Annotated in this window: 15 protein-coding genes; 9 read left to right on the top strand and 6 right to left on the bottom strand. The window is 66.7% G+C overall.

All coding sequences use genetic code 11. The features are described 5' to 3' along the window. From ACODRW_RS23505 to ACODRW_RS23480, 6 genes are all read left to right on the top strand, one after another. The coding region (locus tag ACODRW_RS23505; protein ID WP_488906826.1) for an Ig-like domain-containing protein at window positions 1-2,938 on the top strand (2,938 nt) is incomplete at its 5' end. 54 nt (window positions 2,939-2,992) lie between these two features. Further along, entirely contained in the window at window positions 2,993-4,516 is a 1,524-nt protein-coding gene (locus ACODRW_RS23500) for a TolC family protein (RefSeq protein ID WP_488906825.1), read from the top strand. Continuing rightward, window positions 4,513-5,280, top strand: coding sequence for an efflux RND transporter periplasmic adaptor subunit (locus tag ACODRW_RS23495; protein WP_227106332.1), 768 nt, complete (start codon window positions 4,513-4,515; stop codon window positions 5,278-5,280). Before ACODRW_RS23500 ends, ACODRW_RS23495 begins: the two co-directional genes overlap by 4 nt. Window positions 5,281-5,287: 7 nt before the next feature. Next, a complete protein-coding gene (locus ACODRW_RS23490) occupies window positions 5,288-6,619 on the top strand; it encodes an efflux RND transporter periplasmic adaptor subunit (RefSeq protein ID WP_107801164.1) in 1,332 nt (443 codons plus the stop codon). A gap of 2 nt (window positions 6,620-6,621) precedes the next feature. Continuing rightward, the gene (locus tag ACODRW_RS23485) at window positions 6,622-8,730 is read left to right on the top strand and encodes a site-2 protease family protein (protein WP_488878370.1); all 2,109 of its coding nucleotides are present in this window, start codon (window positions 6,622-6,624) and stop codon (window positions 8,728-8,730) included. Between the two features lie 199 nt (window positions 8,731-8,929). Further along, window positions 8,930-9,466: a GNAT family N-acetyltransferase gene (locus tag ACODRW_RS23480; RefSeq protein WP_107801162.1), complete on the top strand. Its 537-nt coding sequence runs from the start codon at window positions 8,930-8,932 to the stop codon at window positions 9,464-9,466. Between the two features lie 84 nt (window positions 9,467-9,550). Here ACODRW_RS23480 and ACODRW_RS23475 read toward each other — a convergent pair whose 3' ends face one another. Both ACODRW_RS23475 and ACODRW_RS23470 read right to left on the bottom strand, forming a co-directional pair. Further along, entirely contained in the window at window positions 9,551-9,883 is a 333-nt protein-coding gene (locus ACODRW_RS23475) for a hypothetical protein (RefSeq protein WP_107801161.1), read from the bottom strand. Between the two features lie 80 nt (window positions 9,884-9,963). Then, the gene (locus tag ACODRW_RS23470; RefSeq protein WP_048415544.1) at window positions 9,964-10,551 is read right to left on the bottom strand and encodes a phage tail protein; all 588 of its coding nucleotides are present in this window, start codon (window positions 10,549-10,551) and stop codon (window positions 9,964-9,966) included. Between the two features lie 320 nt (window positions 10,552-10,871). Here ACODRW_RS23470 and ACODRW_RS23465 point away from each other — a divergent pair, with 320 nt between their 5' ends. Then, entirely contained in the window at window positions 10,872-13,142 is a 2,271-nt protein-coding gene (locus tag ACODRW_RS23465) for a DNA internalization-related competence protein ComEC/Rec2 (RefSeq protein ID WP_488906824.1), read from the top strand. A 68-nt stretch (window positions 13,143-13,210) separates the two neighbouring features. Here the strand turns inward: ACODRW_RS23465 and ACODRW_RS23460 are convergent, their stop codons facing one another. The 4 genes from ACODRW_RS23460 to ACODRW_RS23445 form a co-directional block, all read right to left on the bottom strand. Then, window positions 13,211-14,104, bottom strand: a complete 894-nt coding sequence (locus ACODRW_RS23460) for an ATP-binding response regulator (protein ID WP_107801159.1) — start codon at window positions 14,102-14,104, stop codon at window positions 13,211-13,213. Continuing rightward, the gene (locus ACODRW_RS23455; RefSeq protein WP_107801158.1) at window positions 14,079-16,667 is read right to left on the bottom strand and encodes a sensor histidine kinase; all 2,589 of its coding nucleotides are present in this window, start codon (window positions 16,665-16,667) and stop codon (window positions 14,079-14,081) included. The genes ACODRW_RS23460 and ACODRW_RS23455 overlap by 26 nt, the downstream gene beginning before the upstream one ends. Window positions 16,668-16,712: 45 nt before the next feature. Further along, window positions 16,713-17,504 carry a ParA family protein gene (locus ACODRW_RS23450; RefSeq protein WP_107801157.1) on the bottom strand — a complete coding sequence of 264 codons (792 nt, stop codon included), beginning with the start codon at window positions 17,502-17,504 and terminating at the stop codon, window positions 16,713-16,715. 116 nt (window positions 17,505-17,620) lie between these two features. Beyond that, the gene (locus tag ACODRW_RS23445) at window positions 17,621-18,103 is read right to left on the bottom strand and encodes a surface-adhesin E family protein (protein ID WP_235085113.1); all 483 of its coding nucleotides are present in this window, start codon (window positions 18,101-18,103) and stop codon (window positions 17,621-17,623) included. A 382-nt stretch (window positions 18,104-18,485) separates the two neighbouring features. Here ACODRW_RS23445 and recQ point away from each other — a divergent pair, with 382 nt between their 5' ends. Both recQ and argJ read left to right on the top strand, forming a co-directional pair. Continuing rightward, window positions 18,486-20,291 (top strand): DNA helicase RecQ, encoded by a 1,806-nt coding sequence (gene recQ / locus ACODRW_RS23440; protein ID WP_227106342.1) that lies wholly within the window; start codon window positions 18,486-18,488, stop codon window positions 20,289-20,291. A gap of 84 nt (window positions 20,292-20,375) precedes the next feature. Continuing rightward, window positions 20,376-21,593 (top strand): bifunctional glutamate N-acetyltransferase/amino-acid acetyltransferase ArgJ, encoded by a 1,218-nt coding sequence (argJ, locus tag ACODRW_RS23435; protein ID WP_488906823.1) that lies wholly within the window; start codon window positions 20,376-20,378, stop codon window positions 21,591-21,593. Window positions 21,594-21,853 lie beyond the last annotated feature (260 nt).

The following is a 21,853-nucleotide window of genomic DNA, read 5'->3' as shown; positions in this document are numbered from 1 at the left end:
GCGCGCGGTCACCTACACCGACACCGCGGTGACGCCCAATACCGCCACCCGCACCGTCAGCTTCCAGATCAACGACGGCAGCAAGAACAGCGGCGCGGTGACCCGCGGCGTGACTGTGGCGGCGACGGACCAAACCCCTATCGCCACCGCCAGCGGCGGCAGCGCGGCCTTCACCGCGGGGGACAACACCACGTCCACGCCGGTGGCGGTGGACTCCGGCATCACGGTCAGCGATCTGGACAACACCACGCTGGCCAGCGCCACGGTGGCGATTAGCGGCAACTTCCAGAGCGGCCAGGACGTGCTGGCCTTCAGCAACACCAATAGCGTCACCTTCGGCAACATCAGCGCCAGCTACAACGCCGGCACCGGGGTGCTGACGCTGACGTCCAGCGGCGCCACGGCCACGCTGGCGCAATGGCAGGCGGCCTTGCGCGCGGTCACCTACACCGACACCGCGGTGACGCCCAATACCGCCACCCGCACCATCAGTTTCAGCGTCAACGACGGCAGCAAGGACAGCGCGGCGACGACGCGTTCCGTCACCGTGGCGGCCACGGATCAAACGCCTGTCGCCACCACCACCGGCAGCGCCGGGGCCTATGTGGTGGGCGGCGCCGCCACGCCGGTGGACGGCGGCCTGACCGTGTCGGATCTGGACAACACCACCCTGGCCAGCGCCACGGTGGCGATTAGCGGCAACTTCCAAAGCGGCGAGGACGTGCTGGCCTTCACCAACAACGGCAGCTCCATGGGCAATATCACGGCCAGTTACAACGCCGGCACCGGGGTGCTGACGCTGACGTCCAGCGGCGCCACGGCCACCTTGGCGCAATGGCAGGCGGCCTTGCGCGCGGTCACTTACATCGACACCGCCGGCTCGCCCAACACCGCCACCCGCACCGTCAGCTTCACCGTCAACGACGGGACCAAGAACAGCGCGGCGGTCACCCGCAACATAGCTTTGCAGCTGATGCCGCCCAGCGTCTCCGGCCTGACCAGCGGCACCGACACCGGCAGCAGCCATAGCGACGGCGTCACCAGCAACGCCACGCCCACGGTGACCGGCACCGGGATCGCCAACAGTCTTGTCATCATCTATGTGGACGGGGTGCCCATCGACAGCACGGTCGCGGACGGCAGCGGGGCCTGGAGTTACAGCTTTGTCTCCAGCCTGAGTTCCGGCGCGCACGCCATCACCGCCGTGGTCAGCAGCGGCGGCGTCAGCAGCGGCCAATCCAGCGCCTTCAACGTGGTGATAGACAATAGCGCGCCCGCGGCGCCGTCCGGCGTGGCTTTGAGCACGGGGACGGACACCGGCAGCAATCACGGCGACGGCATCACCGGCAACAACCGGCCCACGGTCACCGGCACGGCGGAAGCCAATAGCACGGTGACGGTGTACGTGGACGGCACGGCGGTGGGCACGGCGACGGCGGACGGCAGCGGCGCGTGGAGCTACAGCCTTGGCAGCGCCTTGGCGGACGGCAATCACAGCATCCGCACCACATCGACCGACCTGGCCGGCAACGCCAGCGGCCAATCGACGGCCTACATCATCACGGTGGACACCGTGGCGCCGGACAGCCCGGCCAATACCGGTCTGAGCCTGGCCACCGACAGCGGCTCCAGCAACCGCGACGGCATCACCAACGTCAACCGCCCCAGCGTCACCGGTCTGGCCGAGGCGGGCAGCAAGGTGGCCGTGTTCATCGACGGCGTGCAGGTGGGCACCGCCACCGCCGACGGCGGCGGCGTCTGGCTGTTCAATCTGAGCCAGGCGCTGGCGGACGGCAGCCACAGCGTGCGCGCCACGGCCACCGACGCGGCCGGCAACATCAGCGCGCAGTCGGCCTCGTTCACCGTTGTCGTGGACACCACCGCGCCGGCGCCGCAGTCCTTCACCCGCTTGGACCCGGCCTCCGGCGTCGCCGGCAGCCTGCGTTACGACCTGGTGTTGAACAAACCCATCGTCGGCCTGAGCGCCGGCGATCTGAGCGTGATCACCAGCGGCAGCGCCAGCGCCGGCATCGGCAATATCGTCCGCATCAGTGACAGCCACTACGTGGTGCAATTGACCGGGGTCAGCGGCGTGGGCTCGGTGGCGCTGGCGCTCAAATCCGGCGCGGCGGCGGACCTGGCCGGCAATGTGACCCAGCAGCAAACGGTGGCGCCGGCTTACCAGTTGCGCAGCGCAAGGACAGAGACGCCCCCGCCGATCCAGCCTGTGCCGCCGGCGGACGCGCCGCTGCCGCCCAATGCGGCGCCGGTCATCAATATCGCGCCCATCACGCCCAATATCGTGCTGGCCGCGGTGAGCGGCGCGGGCAACGGCAACGGGCCGGGCGCCGCGCCGACGCCGCAGGGCCCGGCGGGGCCGCAGACGAGCAACCCCATCCAGCTTGCCTTCGGCCAGGACCGCTTCGCGCCGACGCCCAGCGAGCCGTTTGGCCGCGGCAACGCCGGCCTGCCCTTTGTTTCCAATCTGGGCGGTACCTCCGGCGCCCCGTTGCAAGTGATGCCGGATCTGGGCGTGCGGCCGCTGGTGGCCGGACAGGGTTTCAACTTCAGCCTGCCGCCCGGCACCGTGATCACCCGCAATCCGGACGCGGTGCTGAACATCCAGGTGCGGCAGAGCAATGGCCAGCCGCTGCCGGCCTGGCTGAAGTTCGATCCCCAGACCGGTCGTTTCAGCGGCACGCCGCCGGCGGGCTGGAACCGTTCCTTGTCTCTGGAAGTGACGGTCAGCGACCAGAACGGCCACCGCGGCGTCACCCATATGCAGTTGAAAACCGGCGCGGGCGAGCAGGCGGCCGCGGCGACGGAAAAAGCAGCGGCGGCCGGCAAGCCGGCCCTGCACGAGCAGTTCCGCCAGCACGGCAAGCCCGCCTTCGATCAGCAGATCGCCGGATGGCTGCAGGCGGAGGACGCGGTTTGACCGCAAGGTCCTAGCCGGCGAGCCACTAAACCAACAAACCGCACAGGGGACGATATGAAGAAAGCAACACAGGGGGGAGGGGCCGGCCGCGGCGTTTATTCAACGCTGGCCGCGCTGACGGCGCTGGCCTTGACCGGCTGCGCGGTCACGCCAGCGCCGATGAGCTTGAGCGACCGCCAGGCCACGCTGGCGGCGGACCGCCAGGCCATGTTCGGCAGCCAGGAGCCCTTGGCCGGGCCGGTGACCTTGCAAGAGGCGATGGCGCGCGCGCTGAAGTACAACCTGGATTACCGGGTCAAGCTGATGGAAGAGGCGATGGCGCAGCGCCAACTGGACTTGTCCAGCCTGGACATGCTGCCCAAGCTGGCGCTGGCGGCCGGCTACACCGCCCGCAACAAGGACAACGCGTCCTCGTCCCAGAACGTGGCCACCGGCGAACAATCGCTGGTGCCGTCTATCTCCTCGGAGAAGCGCAGCCATACCGCCGACCTTAATCTGAGCTGGAACGTGCTGGACTTCGGCGTCAGCTATTACACCGCCCAACAGCAGTCCGACCGCATGCTGATCCTGCAACAGCGCAAGCGTAAAGTGGCGCAGCAGCTGATGCAGCAAGTGCGCGAAGCCTGGTGGCAGGCGGTGGGCGCGCAGCAGCTGGAAGGCCGCATCGACGCGCTGCTGGCGGAAACCAACCGTGCGCTGGAAGACGCGCGGCAGGTGGAGAAGCAGAAACTGCGCGCGCCGCTGGAGGCGCTGAACTACCGTCGCCAACTGCTGGACGTGATCCGCCAGATGGGCATGATCCGCAACGCGCTGGCCCAGGCCAAGCCCAAGCTGGCCGCCATCATGAACGTGCCGCCCGGCACCGATTTCAAGGTGGCGGTGCCCGCAGGGCTGCCCACCCCGACGCTGGGCCTGAAGCTGGAGCAGATGGAAGAAATGGCCTTGCTGAACCGGCCGGAGCTGAACGAGGCGCGCTACAACGAACGCATCGGCGTCATCGAAACCCGCAAGGCCATCGCCAAGCTGCTGCCGGGCCTGGAATTCAGCATCGGACAGAACTACGACAGCAATAAATTCCTGGTCAACAACTCCTGGAGCGACGCCGGCCTGCGCATCAGCTGGAACCTGCTCAATCTGTTCAGCGCCGGGCCGATCACCAAGGCCGCCGACGCCCAGCTGCAAGTGGCCAAGACCCAGCGCATGGCGCTGAACATGGCGGTGCTGACCCAGGTGCACGTGGCCTACCTCGATCTCAAAGGCCGCTCGCGCCAGTTCGGGCTGGAACAAGAACTCAACGACGTGGAACAGCGCATCTACGTGCAGAACCGCAACGCCACCGACAGCGGCGTGCAAGGCCGCCTGCCGGCGATTCTGGCCGACGCCAACGCGGTGTTCTCCACGCTGCGGCTGTACCAGAGCTACGGCGATCTGCAAAACGCCTACGGCCAGATGGGTTCCAGCCTGGGGATGGACCCGTTGCCGGAAAGCACCGCCAGCTATGATCTGCCGGCTTTGGCCGCCGCCTTCAAGGGCGCGGAAACGCGTTGGCAGGGGCAGGTGGCGGGGAGCAAGCCATGAAGTTGACGGTTCTGAGGGCCGCGGCCTGCCTGCTGGCGGCCGCCTGCGCCCAGGCGGCCACGCCGCCGGCCAAGCCCAAGCCGCCGGCGGCGCCGGTGACCAACGCCAGCGACGGCCGCATCCGCGTGCAGCTGATGGCGCGCAACGCCGTCACCCTGTCAGGCGAAGTGGCGGCCAAGATCGCGGCCTTGCCGGTGCCTGAGGGCGCCAGCTTCAGCAAGGGTCAGGCGCTGGTGCAGTTCGACTGCGGCAGCTATCGCGCCCAGCTGCGCAAATCCCAGGCTTCGCTGGAGGCCGCCAGCCAGCTGCTCAAGGTCAACAACCAGCTGGCCAAGCTCAATTCCGCCGGCGCGCTGGACGTGGCCCAGGCCCAGGGCAAGGCCAAGGAAGCGGCCGCCGACGCCAGCTATATGCAGACCATAGTCGGCAAATGCGTGATCAGCGCGCCGTTCAACGGCCGCGTGGCGCGCCGCATCGCCGCCGTGCATCAATACGTCAGCCCTGGCAATCCGGTGCTGGACATCGTCGATTCCGGCTCGCTGGAACTGCGCATGCTGGTGCCGTCCAAATGGCTGGCCAAACTCAAGCCCGGCAGCAAGTTCACCGTGGCGGTGGACGAACTGGGCGCCAGTTTCCCGGCCAGGATAGAACGCCTGGGCGCGCAGATCGATCCGGTCAGCCAGTCTATCCTCGCGGTGGGCGTCATCGAGGGCAACGGCGCCAGCCTGCTGCCGGGGATGAGCGGCTGGGCCAGCTTCAAGTAGGCCGTGCATGGGGCACGCCGATAGAAGCCGGGAACTGGCCGGCCTGCTGCAGCTGCTGCATCGCGGACGCGACGCGGTCAGCGCCGAGCAGCTGGGTTTCATCATCGTCAACGAAAGCCAGCAACTGCTGCCCTACCGCCAGTCGGCGGTCTGGCGCGAGGGCCTGCATCGCCATGTGACGGCGCTGTCCGGCCTGGCCGAGCTGGACCCCACCGCGCCCTATATGCAGTGGCTGTCCCGCCTGTTCCGCCATCTGGCGGAATCCGGCGGGCCGGAAGTCGGGCAGGACAGCCGCTTGCTCGAGGCCGGCGATCTGCCCGCGGCGCTGGCCGAGGACTGGTCGTCCTGGCTGCCGGCCCACGCGCTGTGGCTGCGCCTGGGCGAGCAGGGCGCCTGGCTGCTGGCGCGGGAACTGCCGTGGAGCGATTACGAGCGCAAGCTGGCGGAAGAGCTGGCCCACGGTTACGGCCACGCGCTGCTGCGCTTCGCGCCCCGGCGCAACTGGCGGGAACTGGCGGGGCAATGGCTGCGGCCCGGTCGCAAGCAGCGGCGGCTGCTCATCGCCGCGCTGTTGCTGGCCTGCATGCCGATACGCCTCAGCGTGCTGGCGCGCGGCGAAGTGGCGCCGCAAAATCCGGTGTTGCTGCGCGCGCCGCTCAGCGGGGTGATAGACCGCATCCAGGTGCAGCCCAATCAGCGCGTCAAGGCCGGCGATCCCTTGTTCGATCTGGACGCCACCTCGCTGGCCGGCCAGTTCGCCATGGCCGCGCGCGAGCGCGACGCCGCGCAGGAAAGCTTCCGCGCCAGCGCCCAGCTGGCGGTCACCGACGACAAGGGCAAGCTGGCCATGGCGCAGGACCGCGCCAAGCTGGAAGAGAAAAGCATCGCGGCCGAGTACACCGGATTGGAGCTGCAAAGGCTGCACGTCACCGCGCCCAGCGCCGGCGTGGTGGTGTTTTCCGACCGCAACGACTGGCAGGGGAAGGCGGTGACGGTGGGTGAGAAAGTGATGACGCTGGCCGACCCCGCCCATGTGGAACTGGCCGCCTGGCTGCCGGCGGCGGAAGCCATAGACGTGGCGCCCGGCGGCAAGATCACCCTTTATCCCAACGCTTCGCCCACCGAGTCCTACGACGCGGAAATCCTCCGCGTCGCCTACAAGGCGGAAGCGGTGGAGGGCGGCCTGCTCGCCTATCGGCTGCAAGCCCGCTTCGTCGGCGGCGACAAGCCGCGGCTGGGGCAGATGGGCACCGCCCGCGTCTACGGCGATTGGGTGCCGCTGATCTACTACGCGTTGCGCCGGCCGCTGACCGCCGCGCGGCAATGGCTGGGGTGGTGAGCATGAGATCCCCCGCCTTGCCCGCGCTGCGTCAGGAACTGACGCTGCATCCCGGCCCGGCGCTGGCCGACGGCGCGCCCAGCTGGACCCTGCACGACCCCTGCGCCCACCGCTTCTATCAACTGGGCTGGGCCAGTTTCGAAATCCTGTCGCGCTGGTCGCTGGGCACCGCCGAAGCGGTGCTGCAAGCCGTCAACGCCGAAACCACGCTGCAGTTGGGCGCCGAGGATATCGAGGCCGTGCTGCTCTTCCTGTCCCGCCATCAACTGCTGCAGGCCGCCAGCGCCGAGCAGAACGGCTGGCTGTGGCAGCTGCGCGAGGCCAACCGGCCCAGCCGCGCGATGTGGCTGTTGAAAAACTATCTGTTTTTCCGGGTGCCGCTGCTGCGGCCGGAAGCCCTGCTTAATCGCCTGCTGCCGTGGACCGGCTGGCTGTTCCATCCGCGCTTCTGGCTGGCGATGGGCGCGGTGCTGCTGCTGGCGCTGGCGCTGGTGTCGCGGCGCTGGGACGAGTTCACCCACACCTTCTCCGCTTACGGCGGCGTCAGCGCCGCCATCGGCATCGGCCTGTCGCTGAGTCTGGCCAAAATCCTGCACGAGATGGGCCATGCACTGACCGCGCGCCATTTCGGTTGCCGGGTGCCGGCGATGGGGGTGGCCTTTCTGGTGATGATGCCGGTGCTCTACACCGACACCAACGACGCCTGGAAGCTGGATTCGCGCCGCCAGCGGCTGCTGATCGGCGGCGCCGGCATGCTGGCGGAACTGGTGCTGGCCGCCTGGGCCACCTTGTTGTGGAGTTTTTTGCCGGACGGGCCGCTGCGCGCCGGGGTCTTTCTGCTGGCCACCACCACCTGGCTGGCGACGCTGGCGATCAACGCTAGCCCCTTCATGCGCTTTGACGGCTATTTCCTGCTGGCGGACTACCTGGGCCTGCCCAATCTGCACAATCGCGCCTTCGCGCTGGCGCGCTGGCGGCTGCGCAAAACGCTGCTGGGCCTGGACGATCCGGTGCCGGAACATTTCCCGGACGCGCGGCGGCGCGGGCTGATCCTGTTCGCCTGGGCCACCTGGCTGTATCGGCTGGTGCTGTTTCTCTCCATCGCCTTCCTGGTCTACCACCTGTTCTTCAAGGCCCTGGGCATTCTGTTGCTGGCGGTGGAGCTGGGCTGGTTCATCGCCCGCCCCGTGGTTGGCGAACTGATGGTGTGGTGGCAGCGCCGCGCGGATCTGCGCTGGGGCCGCGAAACCCGCCGCAGCGCCGCGGCGCTGCTGATCCTGAGCTTGGCGCTGATTCTGCCGTGGCAGCGCGAAGTGGCCAGCCCGGCGGTGTTGGGCGCTTTACAGTCGCAGGGCTTGTACGCGCCGGCGACGGGCGAGGTGGCGGAAGTTCTGGTGCGCGACGGCCAGCTGGTCAAGGCGGGGCAGATCATGGCCAGGCTCAGCTCGCCGATGTTGGAGGCGCAGCTGGCGCTGGCGGACGCCCGCGAGCGCGACCTGGCCTGGCAGACCGCGCAGCAACCGTTCGATCTGGAGCTGCAACAGCGCGGACCGGCCTTGCGCAAGCAATGGCAGGTGGCGCAGGAACAGGTGGCCGCCTTGCGTCAGCAGATGGCCAGGCTCACGCTCGCCGCGCCGTTCGCCGGCCGCGTGGTGGACCTCAGCGACGCGCTGCGCGCCGGCACTGCGCTGGCCGAGGGCGAGCATCTGCTGGACGTGGTGGGGCCGGACGGGGTCAAGGGCGAAGCCTTTGTCGACGAGGCCGCGCTGAGCGGGCTCAAGCCCGGCCATGTCGCCCGCTTCGTCGCCGACGGCGGGGAGTTCTGGAGCGTGGAATGCCGGCTGGGCCAGATCGACCGGCTTAATCTGCCGCTGCTGGATCAGGCCTTGTTGGCCTCCACCTACGGCGGCCCCATTCCCACCGAACAGCGCGACCGCGGCCTAGTGCCCTTGGCCGCCACTTTCCGCGTGCGGCTGGAGCGTTGCGAGCGAGGCGCGGCGCCGCTGCGGGAGCTGGCCGGCGTGGCGCGCTTGCGGGGGGAGCGCTACAGCTTGCTGGAACGAGGGTGGCGTCAGTTGTTGGCGGTGTTCCGTCGAGAGGCCGGACTGTAGACGCTGTTCGCGATCCGCTGGGGGCGGATAGCAAGCGGTTTTGAGACGCCTGGAAAGCTCATGCCTTCGGCGTAGACTGAACAGGCCTTAAGACCGGGTTTCGCCTGATTCGCAAGACCTTGCGCGCGCATGCGCGTAGAACGAAACGGGCGCGCCGCCGGCGCGCCCCATAACAGGTTTTGGAAAGGAGCCGTTCGCCATGTCCTCATTCTTGAACACGTCCTCGCTGGCCGAAGGCCTGCATCTGCGCCCGGCGCGACATCACGACGAGGCCTTCATCGCCGGCCTCTACCGCAGTGCCCGCCCGGACCTGCAATTGATAGACGGCGAGGAGGAGCTGATCCGCACCGTGCAGGAGCAGCAATACCAGGTGCTGCAACGCGGCGCAGGCGACAACTACCCGGACGCGATGCACTTCGTCATCGAGAAAACCGGGGCCAACGTCGGCGTGGTGATGGTGGACTTCGGCCATAACGAGGTGCGCATCATCTTTCTGGCCATGGTGCCGGAAGCGCGCGGCCTGGGTTACGGCAAGGAGGTGCTGATGGGCTTGCAGCAGGCGGCCTGGCAAGTGCGCGCGCCGCTGGCGGTGGTGGTGTGGCACAGCAATGTGCAGGCGCGCCGGCTTTATCACCAATTGGGATTCGTGCTGGAAGAGGCCGGCGACATGGCGGACAAGCTGGTGTGGCGGCCCGAGCGCCATTCGCCGCAGGGCGAGGCGCGGGCGGGTTTGTAATATTTCGCCGGGCGGGCCGCCCGGCCGGAGTCTTCGTCCTTTTTATCCGTCCGCCGGCCGCCCACGGGCTGTCGGCGGGCCGGCTCAATTGAACGGCAGCTGGAAGTAGGCCAGCGCCGGATCGCGTCCGGCGGGAATCACCCGCCCTATCCACACCAGATCCAGCCGGATGGCGTCGCTGTGCTCGGTGGCGGGCAGCTCCAGCTGGCCCACCGCGTCCGCCAGCTCGGTGGCGCCCTCGGCGGCCAATTCCACCACGAAGGGGGTGCGCCGCGCGGTCTGATGCGGCGATTGCGCCTGCGGCCGCAGCTTGACGGCCTGCACTTGCAGCGCGATATCGGGATGTTGCGGGTTGCGGAAGATGCAGTGCTTGCCGAGCAGATGCATGAAGTCTTCGGCTTGAACGGTGGCGAGCATGGCGATGTCCCCTGAAGGCAACGGCCGCCGCCCCTGCGGCGGAGAGGCGGCCGGAAGCGGCGGTAGGCCGCATATTGTGATTATGGACGAACCGGATACAGACCGTTGATAGCGATACAGAAATTCAGCGCCAGGAAGGGGTTGAGCACGCTGACCGGAGCGTTGCCGCCGGTCAGATCGGTATTGCCGGTGGCGGACAGGCCTTGCACCGACACGGGGTTGTTCAGCGCGGTGGACCAGATGGTGGCGAGGCCGGTGCCGGCGCCGGAAGCGCCCAGATAGGGGTTGCTGGAGCTGGGCGCGCTGGCCGGGGTGGCCGGCGTCGGCGTGCCGGCGGCGTGGAAGGTCACCGCCATGGAAGTGGCGGTATGGGAGTGCGCCGGCAGGTTGGCCACGCTGAGCGCCACGTTCTGGGTGCCGCCGAACTGACCGGGATTGTAGGCCGGCAGATTATAGGCGGGCTGCGCGGGGCCGGTGCCGATGGCCATGCGGCCGGTCAGGTTGGGCAGCTTGAAGTTTTGAGACGCGGTGCCGCCGTAGAGCGTGCCCAGCAGCGAGTACAAGGCTTCGTACTGCGATACCTGATAGGTCTGGCCCTGGCACAGCGCCCAGTCTTGCGGCGCGTAATTGAAGCCGTAGACCGTGATGGTGCCCATGTATGCGTCCATGTATTCCTCCTGCGAGTGAACCGTCTGGCGGCTGCCAGATGGAAAGTCATGTGAAAGAGAGGCAGGCTGCCGCGCTTGGGCGCCGCCTGGACCTGGCGAGGCGTCGCGGCGGCCGGGGGTTTCGAAAGCGCTTGTCCTAGGTGTAGTCCAGCGCTTCGTTAATGCAATACGCATTTGTACTTGTTATTTTTTCCCGTTTCATCTGCTATGGGTGCGTTCCGAGATCATAAAAAATACGATCGGCATGGTCTATTCGCTGCGCTTTAGTGAATGTATTTAATAGATTGCGGTGGCGCGGCATCGCCGCCTAAGATGCCGGCATGCCTGTCTTGATCGCTGTGTTGTGCGGCATCGCCGCGTGCGCCGTCTTGCCGGCCTTGCCCGCCGCGACGGCTTGCCTGGGCCTGGCGGCGGGCGCGGCGGCGCTGGCCGCCTGTCTGCCGTCGCGCGCTCGGCCTTGGGCGGCTCTGGCGCCGGCTTTTCTGCTGGGGCTGGGCTACGCCGCCTGGCGCGCCGACAGCCGAATGGCGCAGCAATTGCCGGCCGATTGGCAGCAACGGCCCATCGTCTTCGTCGGCGAGGTGCGGGGCCTGCCGCAGCCCGGCGAGTACGGGACGCGCCTGACCATGGAGGTGGAGCGCACGCTGACGCCGGGCGTGGACTTGCCGCCAACGGTGAGGCTGACGGATTTTCGCCGGCGGGAGTGGCCGACGGGCAGCCGCTGGCGGGCTGAGGCCCGTTTCAAGCGCAGCCGCGGGCCGGCCAATCCCTTCGGTTTCGACGTCGAGCAATGGCAATGGTCGGAAGGCGTGCTGGCCAGCGGCTCGCTGGGCGCGGGCGAGCGTCGCTTGGAGGACGGCCGCGCGCCGCTGGCTTGGGTGGACCGCGCGCGCGCCGCCCTGGTGGCGCGCATCGAGCGGGTGCTGGGCGAGTCGCGTGAAGCGGCGCTGATCGCCGCGTTGACGGTGGGCGCGCAGCAAGGCGTGGCGCGAGAGGATTGGCGACTGTTCGCCGCCACCGGCCTGACGCATCTGATCTCGATCTCCGGCCTGCACATCACCATGCTGGCGGGCCTGGCCGCGACGGCGCTGGCCTGGCTGGCGCGCAGGCTGCCGGTCTTCGGTCTTCCGCCGCGTTTGCTGATCGCCGGCGGGGCTTTTTTGACGGCGGCGGCCTATGCCTTGCTCGCCGGTTTTTCGGTGCCGACCCAACGCACCTTGTTCATGCTGGGCGTGGGGCTGGCCGCCTTGTGCCTGCGGCGCGGCCTGTCGCCGTTCCGCATTTGGTGGCTGGCCCTGGCGGTGGTGTTGCTGATCGATCCTTTTTGCGTGCTGGCGCCCGGGGTCTGGCTGTCCTTCGGCCTGGTGGCGGCCTTGATGGCCAGCGCCATCGCCAGACGCCGCGCGCCGGGCAAGTGGCGGGCCGCCTTGGCCGGGCAATGGGCGGCGGGCGTGTGCACGCTGGCGCCGCTGGTCTGGTGGTTCGGCGGCATTCCGCTGGTGTCGCCGCTGGCCAACGCGCTGGGCATTCCCTATGTGTCGCTGCTGCTGACGCCGCTGGCCCTGGCCGCCGTCTTGCTGCCGCTGGAGTGGCCGCTGCATGGGGCGGCCTGGCTGGCGCGTGGCTTTTACTGGGGCGTGGAGAGGCTGGCACAAGCGCCGGTCCTGCCCTTGGCCGGAACGCCCTTGCCGTTGTTCTTGCTGGCCTTGCTGGGCTCGGCGTGGCTGATCGCGCCGCGCGGCGTGCCCGGCCGGGGACTGGCGGCCTTGATGCTGCTGCCGATGTTGCTCTACCGGCCCCCGCCGCCGGCTGAGGGCGCGTTCCGCGCCACCATGCTGGACGTGGGCCAGGGCCTGTCGGTGCTGGTGCAGACCCGGAGTCGCGCCCTGTTGTTCGACACCGGCCCAGGCGGGGCCGAGAGAGTGGTGTTGCCGCAGCTGCGCGGCCTGGGGGTGAGGAGGCTGGACGGCCTGATGCTGTCGCATCGCCACAGCGATCACGACGGCGCGGCGGCGGAACTGGCCGCCGCCATGCCGCCGGGCCGGGTATGGGCGGGGCAGCCGGAATCCTTGTCCGAGTTGGGCTTGAGCGGCGAAGGCTGCCGTCCGGGACAGAGCTGGGCGTGGGACGGGGTGCGTTTTGACGTGCTGGGGCCGTCGGAAAGCGTTCCGGCCAAGGACGCCAATGCGCGCAGCTGCATCTTGCGGGTGGCGGGCGCGAGCCATGCGCTGCTCTTGAGCGGCGATGCGCCTGAGGCGGCGGAGCGGGCGCTGGCGGGCCGGTCGGACCTGCGCTTGCGCAGCACGGTGCTGGCCGCCGGCCATCATGGCAGCCGCACCGCCACCGGGGCGGCCTGGCTGGCGGCGGCGCGGCCGGAGGTGATGTTGATCAGCGCCGGCTATCTGAACCGTTATCGCCATCCGCATCCGTCCGTGCTGAGGCGGGCGGAGGAGGCCGGCGCCGCGGTGCTGCGCACGGATCTGGACGGCGCCTTGACGCTGGAGTTCGGCGAAGGGGTGGAGTGGAGCTGTTGGCGCGACAGTCAGCGCCGTTACTGGCGCGAGCGCGGCGATTGCGGCGAGCCGCCGTGAGCCCGGGCGGGCCGGCTCGGGCGCGAACGCCGCGGCCGCTCCGCCTCAGCGCGGCCTTGAACCGCGTCTTATTCTCCGCTGTTGACGTGGGCGACCACGATATTGCCCCGGCCCTGGTAGTGCAGGCCGTCGAAGGACAGCTTGCGCGCGATCAGGATGCCGCGCCCATGACTGGACATCAGCGAGGCGGGCTCGGCGTTTTGGTAGTGCTCCCAGTCGAAGCCCGCGCCCATATCGCTGATGGTGAAGCGCATCTGTTCCGGTTCGCGGCTGAAGTCCACACTGATCTGGCGCTGTCCCAGCACCGGGTCCTGCATGCGGCGGGCCAGCTCGGCCTCCCACTGGCCTTCGGCCATATAGTGGCTTTTCTCGTCGAAGCTGATGTCCAGATTGCCGTGCTCGATGGCGTTGACCAGCAGCTCGAACAGGCCGGTGGCCACCCGCTCCGGATGGGCGCAGGTTTTGGCCAGCAGGGCGGTGACGGTCTGGGCCTCCTTGTGGCTGCGGCAGCTGAAGGTGGCCTTGTTCAGGTGGCGCAGGGCGTCGACGTGAAGATTGGCCAGTTCGCGGAAGTGGGCGTAGCGGTCCCAGTGGCCTATCGCCGCCTCGACGATGGCCAGCAGCATGTCGCGGGAGAACGGCTTGGTCAGATAGTAGAAGGCGCCGGCCGCCAGCCCTTCCTGCACGCTGGAGGCCGCGCCCATGGCGGTTTGCATGATGACCGGCAAAAACTCCAGCCGCGGCTCGCTCTTGATGCGCTTGAGCACGTCGAAGCCGCTGATGCCGGGCATCATCTTGTCCAACAGCACGGTGGAGAAGGTTTCGCCTTCTCGCTGCAGGATGTCCAGCGCGGTCTCTCCGTCCTCGGCCTGGACCACTTCGTGGCCGGCATCCTGCAGCAGCTCGGCCATCAGCTCCAGATTAAAGGGTTCGTCGTCAACGAGCAGTAGTTTGTGGGGCATGGTTGGGGTCCTCCGTGGCGCCGGCCTGTCCGGTGCGCGGAATGATGAAAGTGAACAGCGCGCCGCGTGTCGGCAAATTGCTGGCGAAGATGCGGCCATGGTGGGCGGAGATGATCTCGCGGCAAATGGCCAGCCCCAGGCCGGTGCCGCCTGCGCCGGTCTTGGTGCTGCTGCTCTGGATGAATTTGTCGAAAATGCTTTCCAGTTCGGACTCCGGCACGCCGGGGCCGGTGTCTTCCACGGTGACGAGGATGTTCTCGCCGTCGGCGTCCTGGCGCAGGCCGGCGTTGACGTAGATCTCGCCGCCGTGCGGGCTGAACTTGATGGCGTTGGACAGCAGGTTGCGCATCACTTGGCCGATGCGGAAGGGGTCGATGTCGGCGTGCAGTTGCTCCGACGAGCAGTTCAGATAGATGCGGATGTCGTTGAGCGCGGCCAGCGGCGTCATTTCGTCGCAGATGTCGTGCAGGCATTGGCACAGATTGTTGCGGCTTATGGTGTATTCCATGCGCCCCACTTCCATCTTGGCCAGGTCGAGCAAATCGTTGAGCAGGGTCAGCAGCCGGTTGCCGCTGCTCTGGATGCGGCTGAAGTATTGCGCCATCTTGTCGTCGTGCTGCCCGCGCGAGCGGGCCTGGCCCATTTCGGTGAAGCCAAGGATGGCGTGCAGCGGCGTGCGCAGCTCGTGGGACATATTGGCCAGGAACTCTGTCTTGGCGCGGCTGTTTTCCTCGGCCAGCACCTTGGCGTGGCGCAGGGTTTCCTCCAGCGCGCGCTGGGCGGAAAAGTCCTGGTACAGCCAGATGGTGCCGAGCTTGGGCACCGAGGGGTTGATGGCCTTGCCGTACAGCCGGCACCAGAACAGCTTGCCGGTGCCGGTGCGCAGCCTTTGCTCGGTCTGCACCACCTTGCCGTCGTTGAGCAGGCTGTACAGCGCCTTGCCGGTGCGCTCCCATTGCTCAGGCGATTCAAAGAAGGGCAGGGTGCTGTGGCCGAGGACGACTTCCTCGCGCTGCTCGAACAGATCGAGAAAGGCGCGGTTCACCTGGAGCAGATTGCGGTCCACGATGTAGGCCATCGCCATCGGGCTGGCGTCCAGCAGCGCGGACAACTGGCGGCTTTGCACTTCCACCTGCTCGGCCAGGCTGTTTTTCAGTTCGATCAGCGCCGCTTCCTGCTCCTTGCGGATGGAGATGTCGCGGCACACTACCACGTAGAACCAGTCGTCCGGCAAGGTGACCCGGCTGAGCGACAGCTCCACCGGCAGCATATGCTCGTCGCTGCGGCGCAAGCTGGCCTCGAACGGCCGGCCCTCGTGCTCCTGGGCGATGTGTTCGAAGCTGCGCGCCGGATTGCGGTCGTACAGCTCGTCCAGCAGCTTGCCTATCGGCAGTTGCCGCACCATGTCCGCCGATTGGCCGATCAGCCGCACCGCCGCCGGGTTGATCTGCAAGACCAGGCCCTGGTGGTCGATCAGGATGATGGCGTCGGAACTGGCTTGCAGAATGGCGCGCTGGCGCGCCTCGCTCTGCGCCAGCGCCTGCTCGGACATCACTCTGTCGTTGATCTGCTCGCGCAGCGTGCGCGTGTTCATTTCCAATTGCTGCTGGCTGCGCTTGAGCTGATCCTGCATCCGGCGCCGGGATTGGGCCTGCTGTTGCTGGAACCAGAACATCGCCAGCAAAAAACCGGCCGTGGTGGCCAGGATCGCCCAGTGGGTCAGCCGCATGCCGGGGTTAGCCACGCCTTGCGGATAGGCGCCGAACAAGATCTCGTTGCCGCCCAGATTGTGGCGAATGGTGTACAAAGGCGGCGTGGACGGCAGCGGCCGGGTGGGCTGGGAGTCCAGCAGCGGCGCGTCGGGTTGTTCCTGGGTCCAGGCGACGATGCGGACATGGCGCAGCGGGCTGGCGGTGCCGGGTTCGCGCTGGCTGTCCTGGATCAGCTTGTCCTTGCGCAGATTCAGCAGCAGCAGGGTGTTGTCGTCGTTCAGCCGCACGACGATGTCCAGACGGCTGCCGTTGCTGCCGGGCAGCGTGGTCGGCATCAGCACCGGCTGGGTGCTGTGGCGCGCCAGGTCCATCTTGCGGCGGGCGTTGCCTACGCCCCCCAGGTCCAGACCTTGCGGCAAGGCGTTGCTGTCGTCCGGCAGGTAGCCGGACACCGGATAGTACAGCGGGCGGCGCGGGCTGGGCGCCAGATGGCGGTCCTGCAATACGCGTATGCTGTTGGCGATGCGGCTCTCGAACGCCTCGCGCTGTTCCGGGCGCACGTATTCGATGATGCCCAGACCGCCGAACGGCGTATCGTCGCGTATGGTGCTGCGCGCGAGCACGGCCAATGAACGCGGCTGAGGGCTGTTGGCCAGGCTCTGCGCCAGCACGGCGGAGTGATCCAGCATCGCCTGCATCCGCACCCGCAGCAACTCGGCGCTCAATTCGCCCCAGTAATGCTGGCGGTCGATGAGCTCGGCGCGTTCATCGTTGATCATCAGCCAGTATTCGGCGGACAGCAGGCCGACGCTCAGCAGGCCGCTGACCAGCAGCGAGCTCAGGCGATTCAAGGGGAGCCGCCTCCGCGCGAGCCGGCGGACGGCGGGAGAGGGACGCTAGGCCGGCCGTCCATCCCGCGCCAGCTCCTGGTAAAGCGCTTCGAACTCGCGAGACAGTTTGTGGCGCGGGTCCAGGTACACCATGGGAAGCGCCGCATCGTGTGACTCCCGGATTTTCACGGATGAAGACAGCGGAGAGGACAACACCGGCAGGCCTTCTTGCTTGAGCTCCTCCACCAGGCGCACCGGCAAACTGGCCCGCGCCTGGAACTGGTTGACCACGATGCCTTCGATGAACAACTCGGGATTGTGGTCGGCGCGGATTTCCTCGGTGTTCACTTTCAGGTTATAGAGGGCCTGGCGGGAAAAGGCATCGCAGTCGAAGGGAATCAGGCAGCGGTCAGCGGCGATCAGCGCCGAGCGGGTGAAGAAGTTCAAGGCCGGCGGAGTGTCGATCCAGATCTCGTCGAACCGGCCGCTCAAGCTGTCCAGCGCTTCCTTGAGTTTGAACATCTTGTAGCGCGCCTCCAGCTTGCCCATCAGCTCGGCAAGGTCCGGGTGCGAAGCCAACAGACTGAGCCCGGTCAGTGGCGTGGCGCGGACAAAGTCCGCCGGCTCCTTGCTGAACATGGAAATGCTCAGCATCTGCTCGAACAGGCCGGCCAGCGACGGCGCGTCGTCCCGGGCGGCGGAACCCATCAGATAATGGCTGGCGTTGCCCTGCGGATCCAGGTCCACCAACAGCACCCGTTTGCCCTGTTTGGCGGCGACGGCGGCCAGATTGACGGTAATGGTGGACTTGCCCACCCCCCCTTTTTGATTGAAGACCACTCGTCGAATCGCTTGCATGGGCGCTCCAGGCATGGGGCCGGTTGGGCGGCGGGGCCGCTACGCAAAAAACGCCCGCTCGCGTTTTGGCGCGCCGCGGAACGCGGCCGCGAGCGAGCGGGCTGGGCGAAACGGGCTCAGAACCCGGGTTCTCCCTTGCATACCAGCAGCATCTGTTGATAGCTGGCCGAATTCTGCACTACCGGCATAGGTTTTATCTGAGCGTCATTATAGGTGAAGCTGGCGATCTGGCGGCCGTTCTCATCGAACAGCACCATGTCCAGCAGGCGGAAAGTGCGCTGCGAACAGTCTATCTGCCAAGTATTGATCGACACCTTGTGACGCGGCGTGGACAGGAAGTTTTCCTTCTTCAGATTGAAGATGGTCTTGCGGTCGCGAAAGCTGGCCACCTGGCCCTGCTTGCGGACAGACAGCTTGTCCAGTTCGTTCAGGATGTTGCCGTTGGGGGAAACCCCCAGGTTTTGCCAATCGGCGTTGGCCGGACTGGCCCCGGACTGAGCGGGCTTGCCGACGGTCGATGGGCTGGGTGCTTTGCTGGGGGCGCTGGCGCAGCCGCTGATCACTGCGGCCGCCAGCAGGACGGGCCAAATATTACGCATTAATGCCTCCAAGAAATCGTCGGTCAGTGTCGCACAGCCGGGGGAAGGCTCCAAGCGCCGGCGCGCGGAACGGCTTGTGCGGCGGTGGCTAGAGACGGGTGACGGGCTGCCTTCGACAGTGCGGCGCCGCAAAAAATCCGCAATGCCATATAAGTATTTTTTTGCGAAAAAACGCCAAAAATAAATGGAAAAAAAGGAACTTCGCGAGTGTCCCACAGGTCCATGGTAGTGCGAGAGCATTTTTCCTCTTCGTTTCACATTGTCTCCATCCAACTTTATGGCCGCTGCATTCCAGCGGCCCTTTTTTTGCCCGTGGCTCCCGGGACGGGACGCTGCCGGCCACTTGCCGTACAATAGGCCCCTTCTCGTAAGAAGACGGCTTATGCAGGACGCGCTCTCCCTACTCAATAATATCTTCGGCTATCCCGAATTCCGCGGGCAGCAAGGGGAGATTGTCGATCACGTCGCCCAGGGCGGCCACGCGCTGGTGCTGATGCCCACCGGCGGCGGCAAGAGCCTCTGCTTTCAGATCCCCGCGTTGATGCGGCCGGGCGTCGCCATCGTGGTGTCGCCGCTGATCGCGCTGATGCAGGACCAGGTCGCCACCCTGGTGGAGCAGGGCGTGGCCGCTGCCTGTCTCAATTCCGCCACCCCGCTGGACGAGGCGCGCGACATCGCGCGCCAGGCGCGCGCCGGCTCGCTGGATCTTTTGTACGTGGCGCCGGAGCGCCTGCTGACCCCGCGTTTCCAAGAGTTCGTGTCGCAGCTGAACATCAGCCTGTTCGCCATCGACGAAGCGCATTGCGTCAGCCACTGGGGGCACGACTTCCGCCCGGAATACCAGCAATTGGGCTTTCTGGCCGAGCGCTTCCCGCAAGTGCCGCGCATCGCCCTGACCGCCACCGCCGACGAACAGACCCGCGCCGACATCATCCATTACCTGAAGCTGCAGGACGCGCGCGTCTTCCTATCCAGCTTCGATCGGCCCAATCTGTTCTACCAAGTGGTGGAAAAGCACAACGCCAAAAAGCAGCTGCTCGACTTCATCCGCAATGAATACCCGGGCAGCGCCGGCATCGTTTACTGCCTGTCGCGCAAGCGCGTGGAAGACACCGCGCAATGGCTGTGCGACAACGGCATCCACGCCTTGCCCTACCACGCCGGCCTCAGCCATCAGCAACGCGAGGCGAACCAGCGCGAATTCCTGCGCGACGAAGGCGTGGTCATGGTCGCCACCGTCGCCTTCGGCATGGGCATAGACAAGCCGGACGTGCGCTTCGTCGCCCATATCGACATGCCCAAGAGCCCGGAAAACTTTTATCAGGAGTCCGGCCGCGCCGGCCGCGACGGCCTGCCCGCCGCCAGCTGGCTGTGCTACGGGCTCAACGATGTGGTGCAACTGCGGCAAATGATAGAAGGCGGGGAAATGGCCGAGCTGCAAAAGCAGGTGGAACTGGGCAAGCTCGAAGCCATGCTGGCCTTCTGCGAAGCCGCCTCCTGCCGGCGCCAGCACATCCTGGCGCATTTCAGCGAACAGAGCCGGCCTTGCGGCCATTGCGACAACTGTCTGCATCCGCCCATCACCTTCGACGCCACCGTGGCGGTGCAAAAGCTGCTGTCCTGCATCTACCGGGTGGAGCAGCGCTTCTCCGCCGGCCACGTGATCGACGTGCTGCTGGGCCGCGCCAATCAAAGCGTCGGTCATTACGGCCATGACAAGTTGTCCACCTTCGGCATCGGCCGCGACTACAACCAACGCGTTTGGCGCTCCATCATCCGCCAACTGGTGGCGCGCAAGCTGCTGCATGTCGACATCGCCCGCGGTCAGTCGCTGGTGTTGAGCGACGAATGCCGAGCCGTGCTCAAAGGCCAGGAAAAAGTCTATCTGCGGCCGCTGGCCGACGACAAGGCGACGCGCAGCAGCGCCAGCGCCGATCGCTGGTTGCGCACCGAGCGCGAAGAGCGGCTGTGGCAGGCGCTGCGCGGCTGGCGCCGGCAAATGGCGGACGAACACAATGTGCCAGCCTACGCGGTGTTCTCCGACCGCACCCTGCGAGACCTGGTGGAAAAGCATCCCAGCTCCCGCGCCGGCTTGGCCAAGGTGTATGGGTTGGGCGAACTCAAGCTGGCGCGCTACGGCGAAGCGCTGCTTGAACTGCTGAGCGCGGCGGCGGCCGAAGCGGGTTGATCCGGCCGCCGTTTTTGTTTCCGGTCCGGCGGATCAAATCCGCTACAATCGATGCGAATAATATTGATTGATCTGGAGCGATAGATGGCAGTAAACCTCAAGCCCGTCAGCGGCGAACATCTCTTCCCCATTCCCGGCGTGGAACTGAGCGTTGCCGCCGCCGGCATCAAGAAAGCCGACCGCAACGACGTGCTGGTCATCCGTCTGGATAAAGGCAACACCGTTGCCGGCGTGTTCACCCAAAACCGCTTCTGTGCCGCGCCGGTGCAAATCTGCAAAAAGCATTTGGACGCCGGCGTGCAGATCCGCGCGCTGGTCGTCAACACCGGCAACGCCAACGCCGGCACCGGCGAACAAGGGCGCAGCGACGCGCTGCAAGTCTGCCGCACGCTGGCCGACGAACTGGGCTGTCAGCCGGAACAGATCCTGCCCTTTTCCACCGGCGTCATCCTGGAGCCGCTGCCGGTGGACAAGATCGCCGCGGCGCTGCCGCATCGGCAAGGCGCGGACTGGGCCGACGCCGCCCGCGCCATCATGACCACGGACACCGCGCCCAAGGCGGTCAGCGCCCGCCTGACGCTGGACGGTCATCCGGTCAACATCACCGGCATCTCCAAGGGCGCCGGCATGATTCATCCCAATATGGCCACCATGCTGGGCTTCATCGCCACCGACGCCGCCGTGACGCGTCCGGTGCTGCGTCAGCTGGTGAAGGAAGTGGCCGATGTTTCCTTCAATTGCATCTCGGTGGACGGCGACACCTCCACCAACGACAGCTTTATTCTGATCTCCACCGGTCAAAGCGGCGCTCCGTTGATCGATTCGCCGCAGCTGGCGGCCTATCAGGCGCTGAAGGGGGAGTTGATTCAAGTCGCCACGGCGCTGGCTCAGGCTATCGTCCGCGACGGCGAGGGCGCCACCAAGTTCATCACCGTCAAAGTTGAGGGCGGCCGCTCCTTCGAAGAGTGCAAGGACGTCGCTTACGCCATCGCGCGTTCCCCGCTGGTGAAAACCGCTTTCTTCGCTTCCGACCCAAACCTGGGGCGCCTGCTGTGCGCCATCGGCTACGCCGGGGTGCAAGACCTGGACGTCGATCGCCTGGAGCTGTATCTGGACGAGGTGCTGGTCGCGGTCAACGGCGGACGCAATCCTCTATATAAAGAAGAAGACGGCCAGCGCGTGATGGCCCAGCCGGAAATTCTGGTGCGGGTAAACCTGGGGCGCGGCGCGGCGGAAGCCACGGTTTGGACCTGCGACTTCTCTTATGACTATGTGAAGATCAATGCGGACTACCGCAGCTGAGCAAGGCGTTTTAGCCGTTTGGGCCGCTCCGTTCGCCGGAATGCCGGCCTCTTGCCCAGAAAAAGCCCCGTCAATCGGGGCTTTTTCGCATCCTGCGCGTTTCCTCCGCGCGGGCTTGTCGGAGCGTTGGAGAGAAATTGTTCCGGCCTGGATGACAGCTTCTTTACAAATCAAAAGCTTGCCGGCGCTGTTTGCGAAATCTCCGTCTTTTTTCAAAATAGGTGTTGACGGAGCGAGGGCTGTAACGTATATTTCACCTC

Source organism: Chromobacterium sp. FG89, from assembly GCF_057808735.1.
The sequence above is the reverse complement of the archived record's forward strand: the minus strand, read 5'-3'. Positions and strand labels throughout refer to the sequence as shown.

What these genes read in the sequence shown, in the direction of transcription:
- ACODRW_RS23500 (WP_488906825.1), top strand. Translation starts at nt 2,993, where the DNA reads ATGAAGAAAGCAACACAGGGGGGAGGGGCCGGCCGCGGCGTTTATTCA.
- ACODRW_RS23495 (WP_227106332.1), top strand. Translation starts at nt 4,513, where the DNA reads ATGAAGTTGACGGTTCTGAGGGCCGCGGCCTGCCTGCTGGCGGCCGCC.
- ACODRW_RS23490 (WP_107801164.1), top strand. Translation starts at nt 5,288, where the DNA reads ATGGGGCACGCCGATAGAAGCCGGGAACTGGCCGGCCTGCTGCAGCTG.
- ACODRW_RS23485 (WP_488878370.1), top strand. Translation starts at nt 6,622, where the DNA reads ATGAGATCCCCCGCCTTGCCCGCGCTGCGTCAGGAACTGACGCTGCAT.
- ACODRW_RS23480 (WP_107801162.1), top strand. Translation starts at nt 8,930, where the DNA reads ATGTCCTCATTCTTGAACACGTCCTCGCTGGCCGAAGGCCTGCATCTG.
- ACODRW_RS23475 (WP_107801161.1), bottom strand. Translation starts at nt 9,883, where the DNA reads ATGCTCGCCACCGTTCAAGCCGAAGACTTCATGCATCTGCTCGGCAAG.
- ACODRW_RS23470 (WP_048415544.1), bottom strand. Translation starts at nt 10,551, where the DNA reads ATGGACGCATACATGGGCACCATCACGGTCTACGGCTTCAATTACGCG.
- ACODRW_RS23465 (WP_488906824.1), top strand. Translation starts at nt 10,872, where the DNA reads ATGCCTGTCTTGATCGCTGTGTTGTGCGGCATCGCCGCGTGCGCCGTC.
- ACODRW_RS23460 (WP_107801159.1), bottom strand. Translation starts at nt 14,104, where the DNA reads ATGCCCCACAAACTACTGCTCGTTGACGACGAACCCTTTAATCTGGAG.
- ACODRW_RS23450 (WP_107801157.1), bottom strand. Translation starts at nt 17,504, where the DNA reads ATGCAAGCGATTCGACGAGTGGTCTTCAATCAAAAAGGGGGGGTGGGC.
- ACODRW_RS23445 (WP_235085113.1), bottom strand. Translation starts at nt 18,103, where the DNA reads ATGCGTAATATTTGGCCCGTCCTGCTGGCGGCCGCAGTGATCAGCGGC.
- recQ (WP_227106342.1), top strand. Translation starts at nt 18,486, where the DNA reads ATGCAGGACGCGCTCTCCCTACTCAATAATATCTTCGGCTATCCCGAA.
- argJ (WP_488906823.1), top strand. Translation starts at nt 20,376, where the DNA reads ATGGCAGTAAACCTCAAGCCCGTCAGCGGCGAACATCTCTTCCCCATT.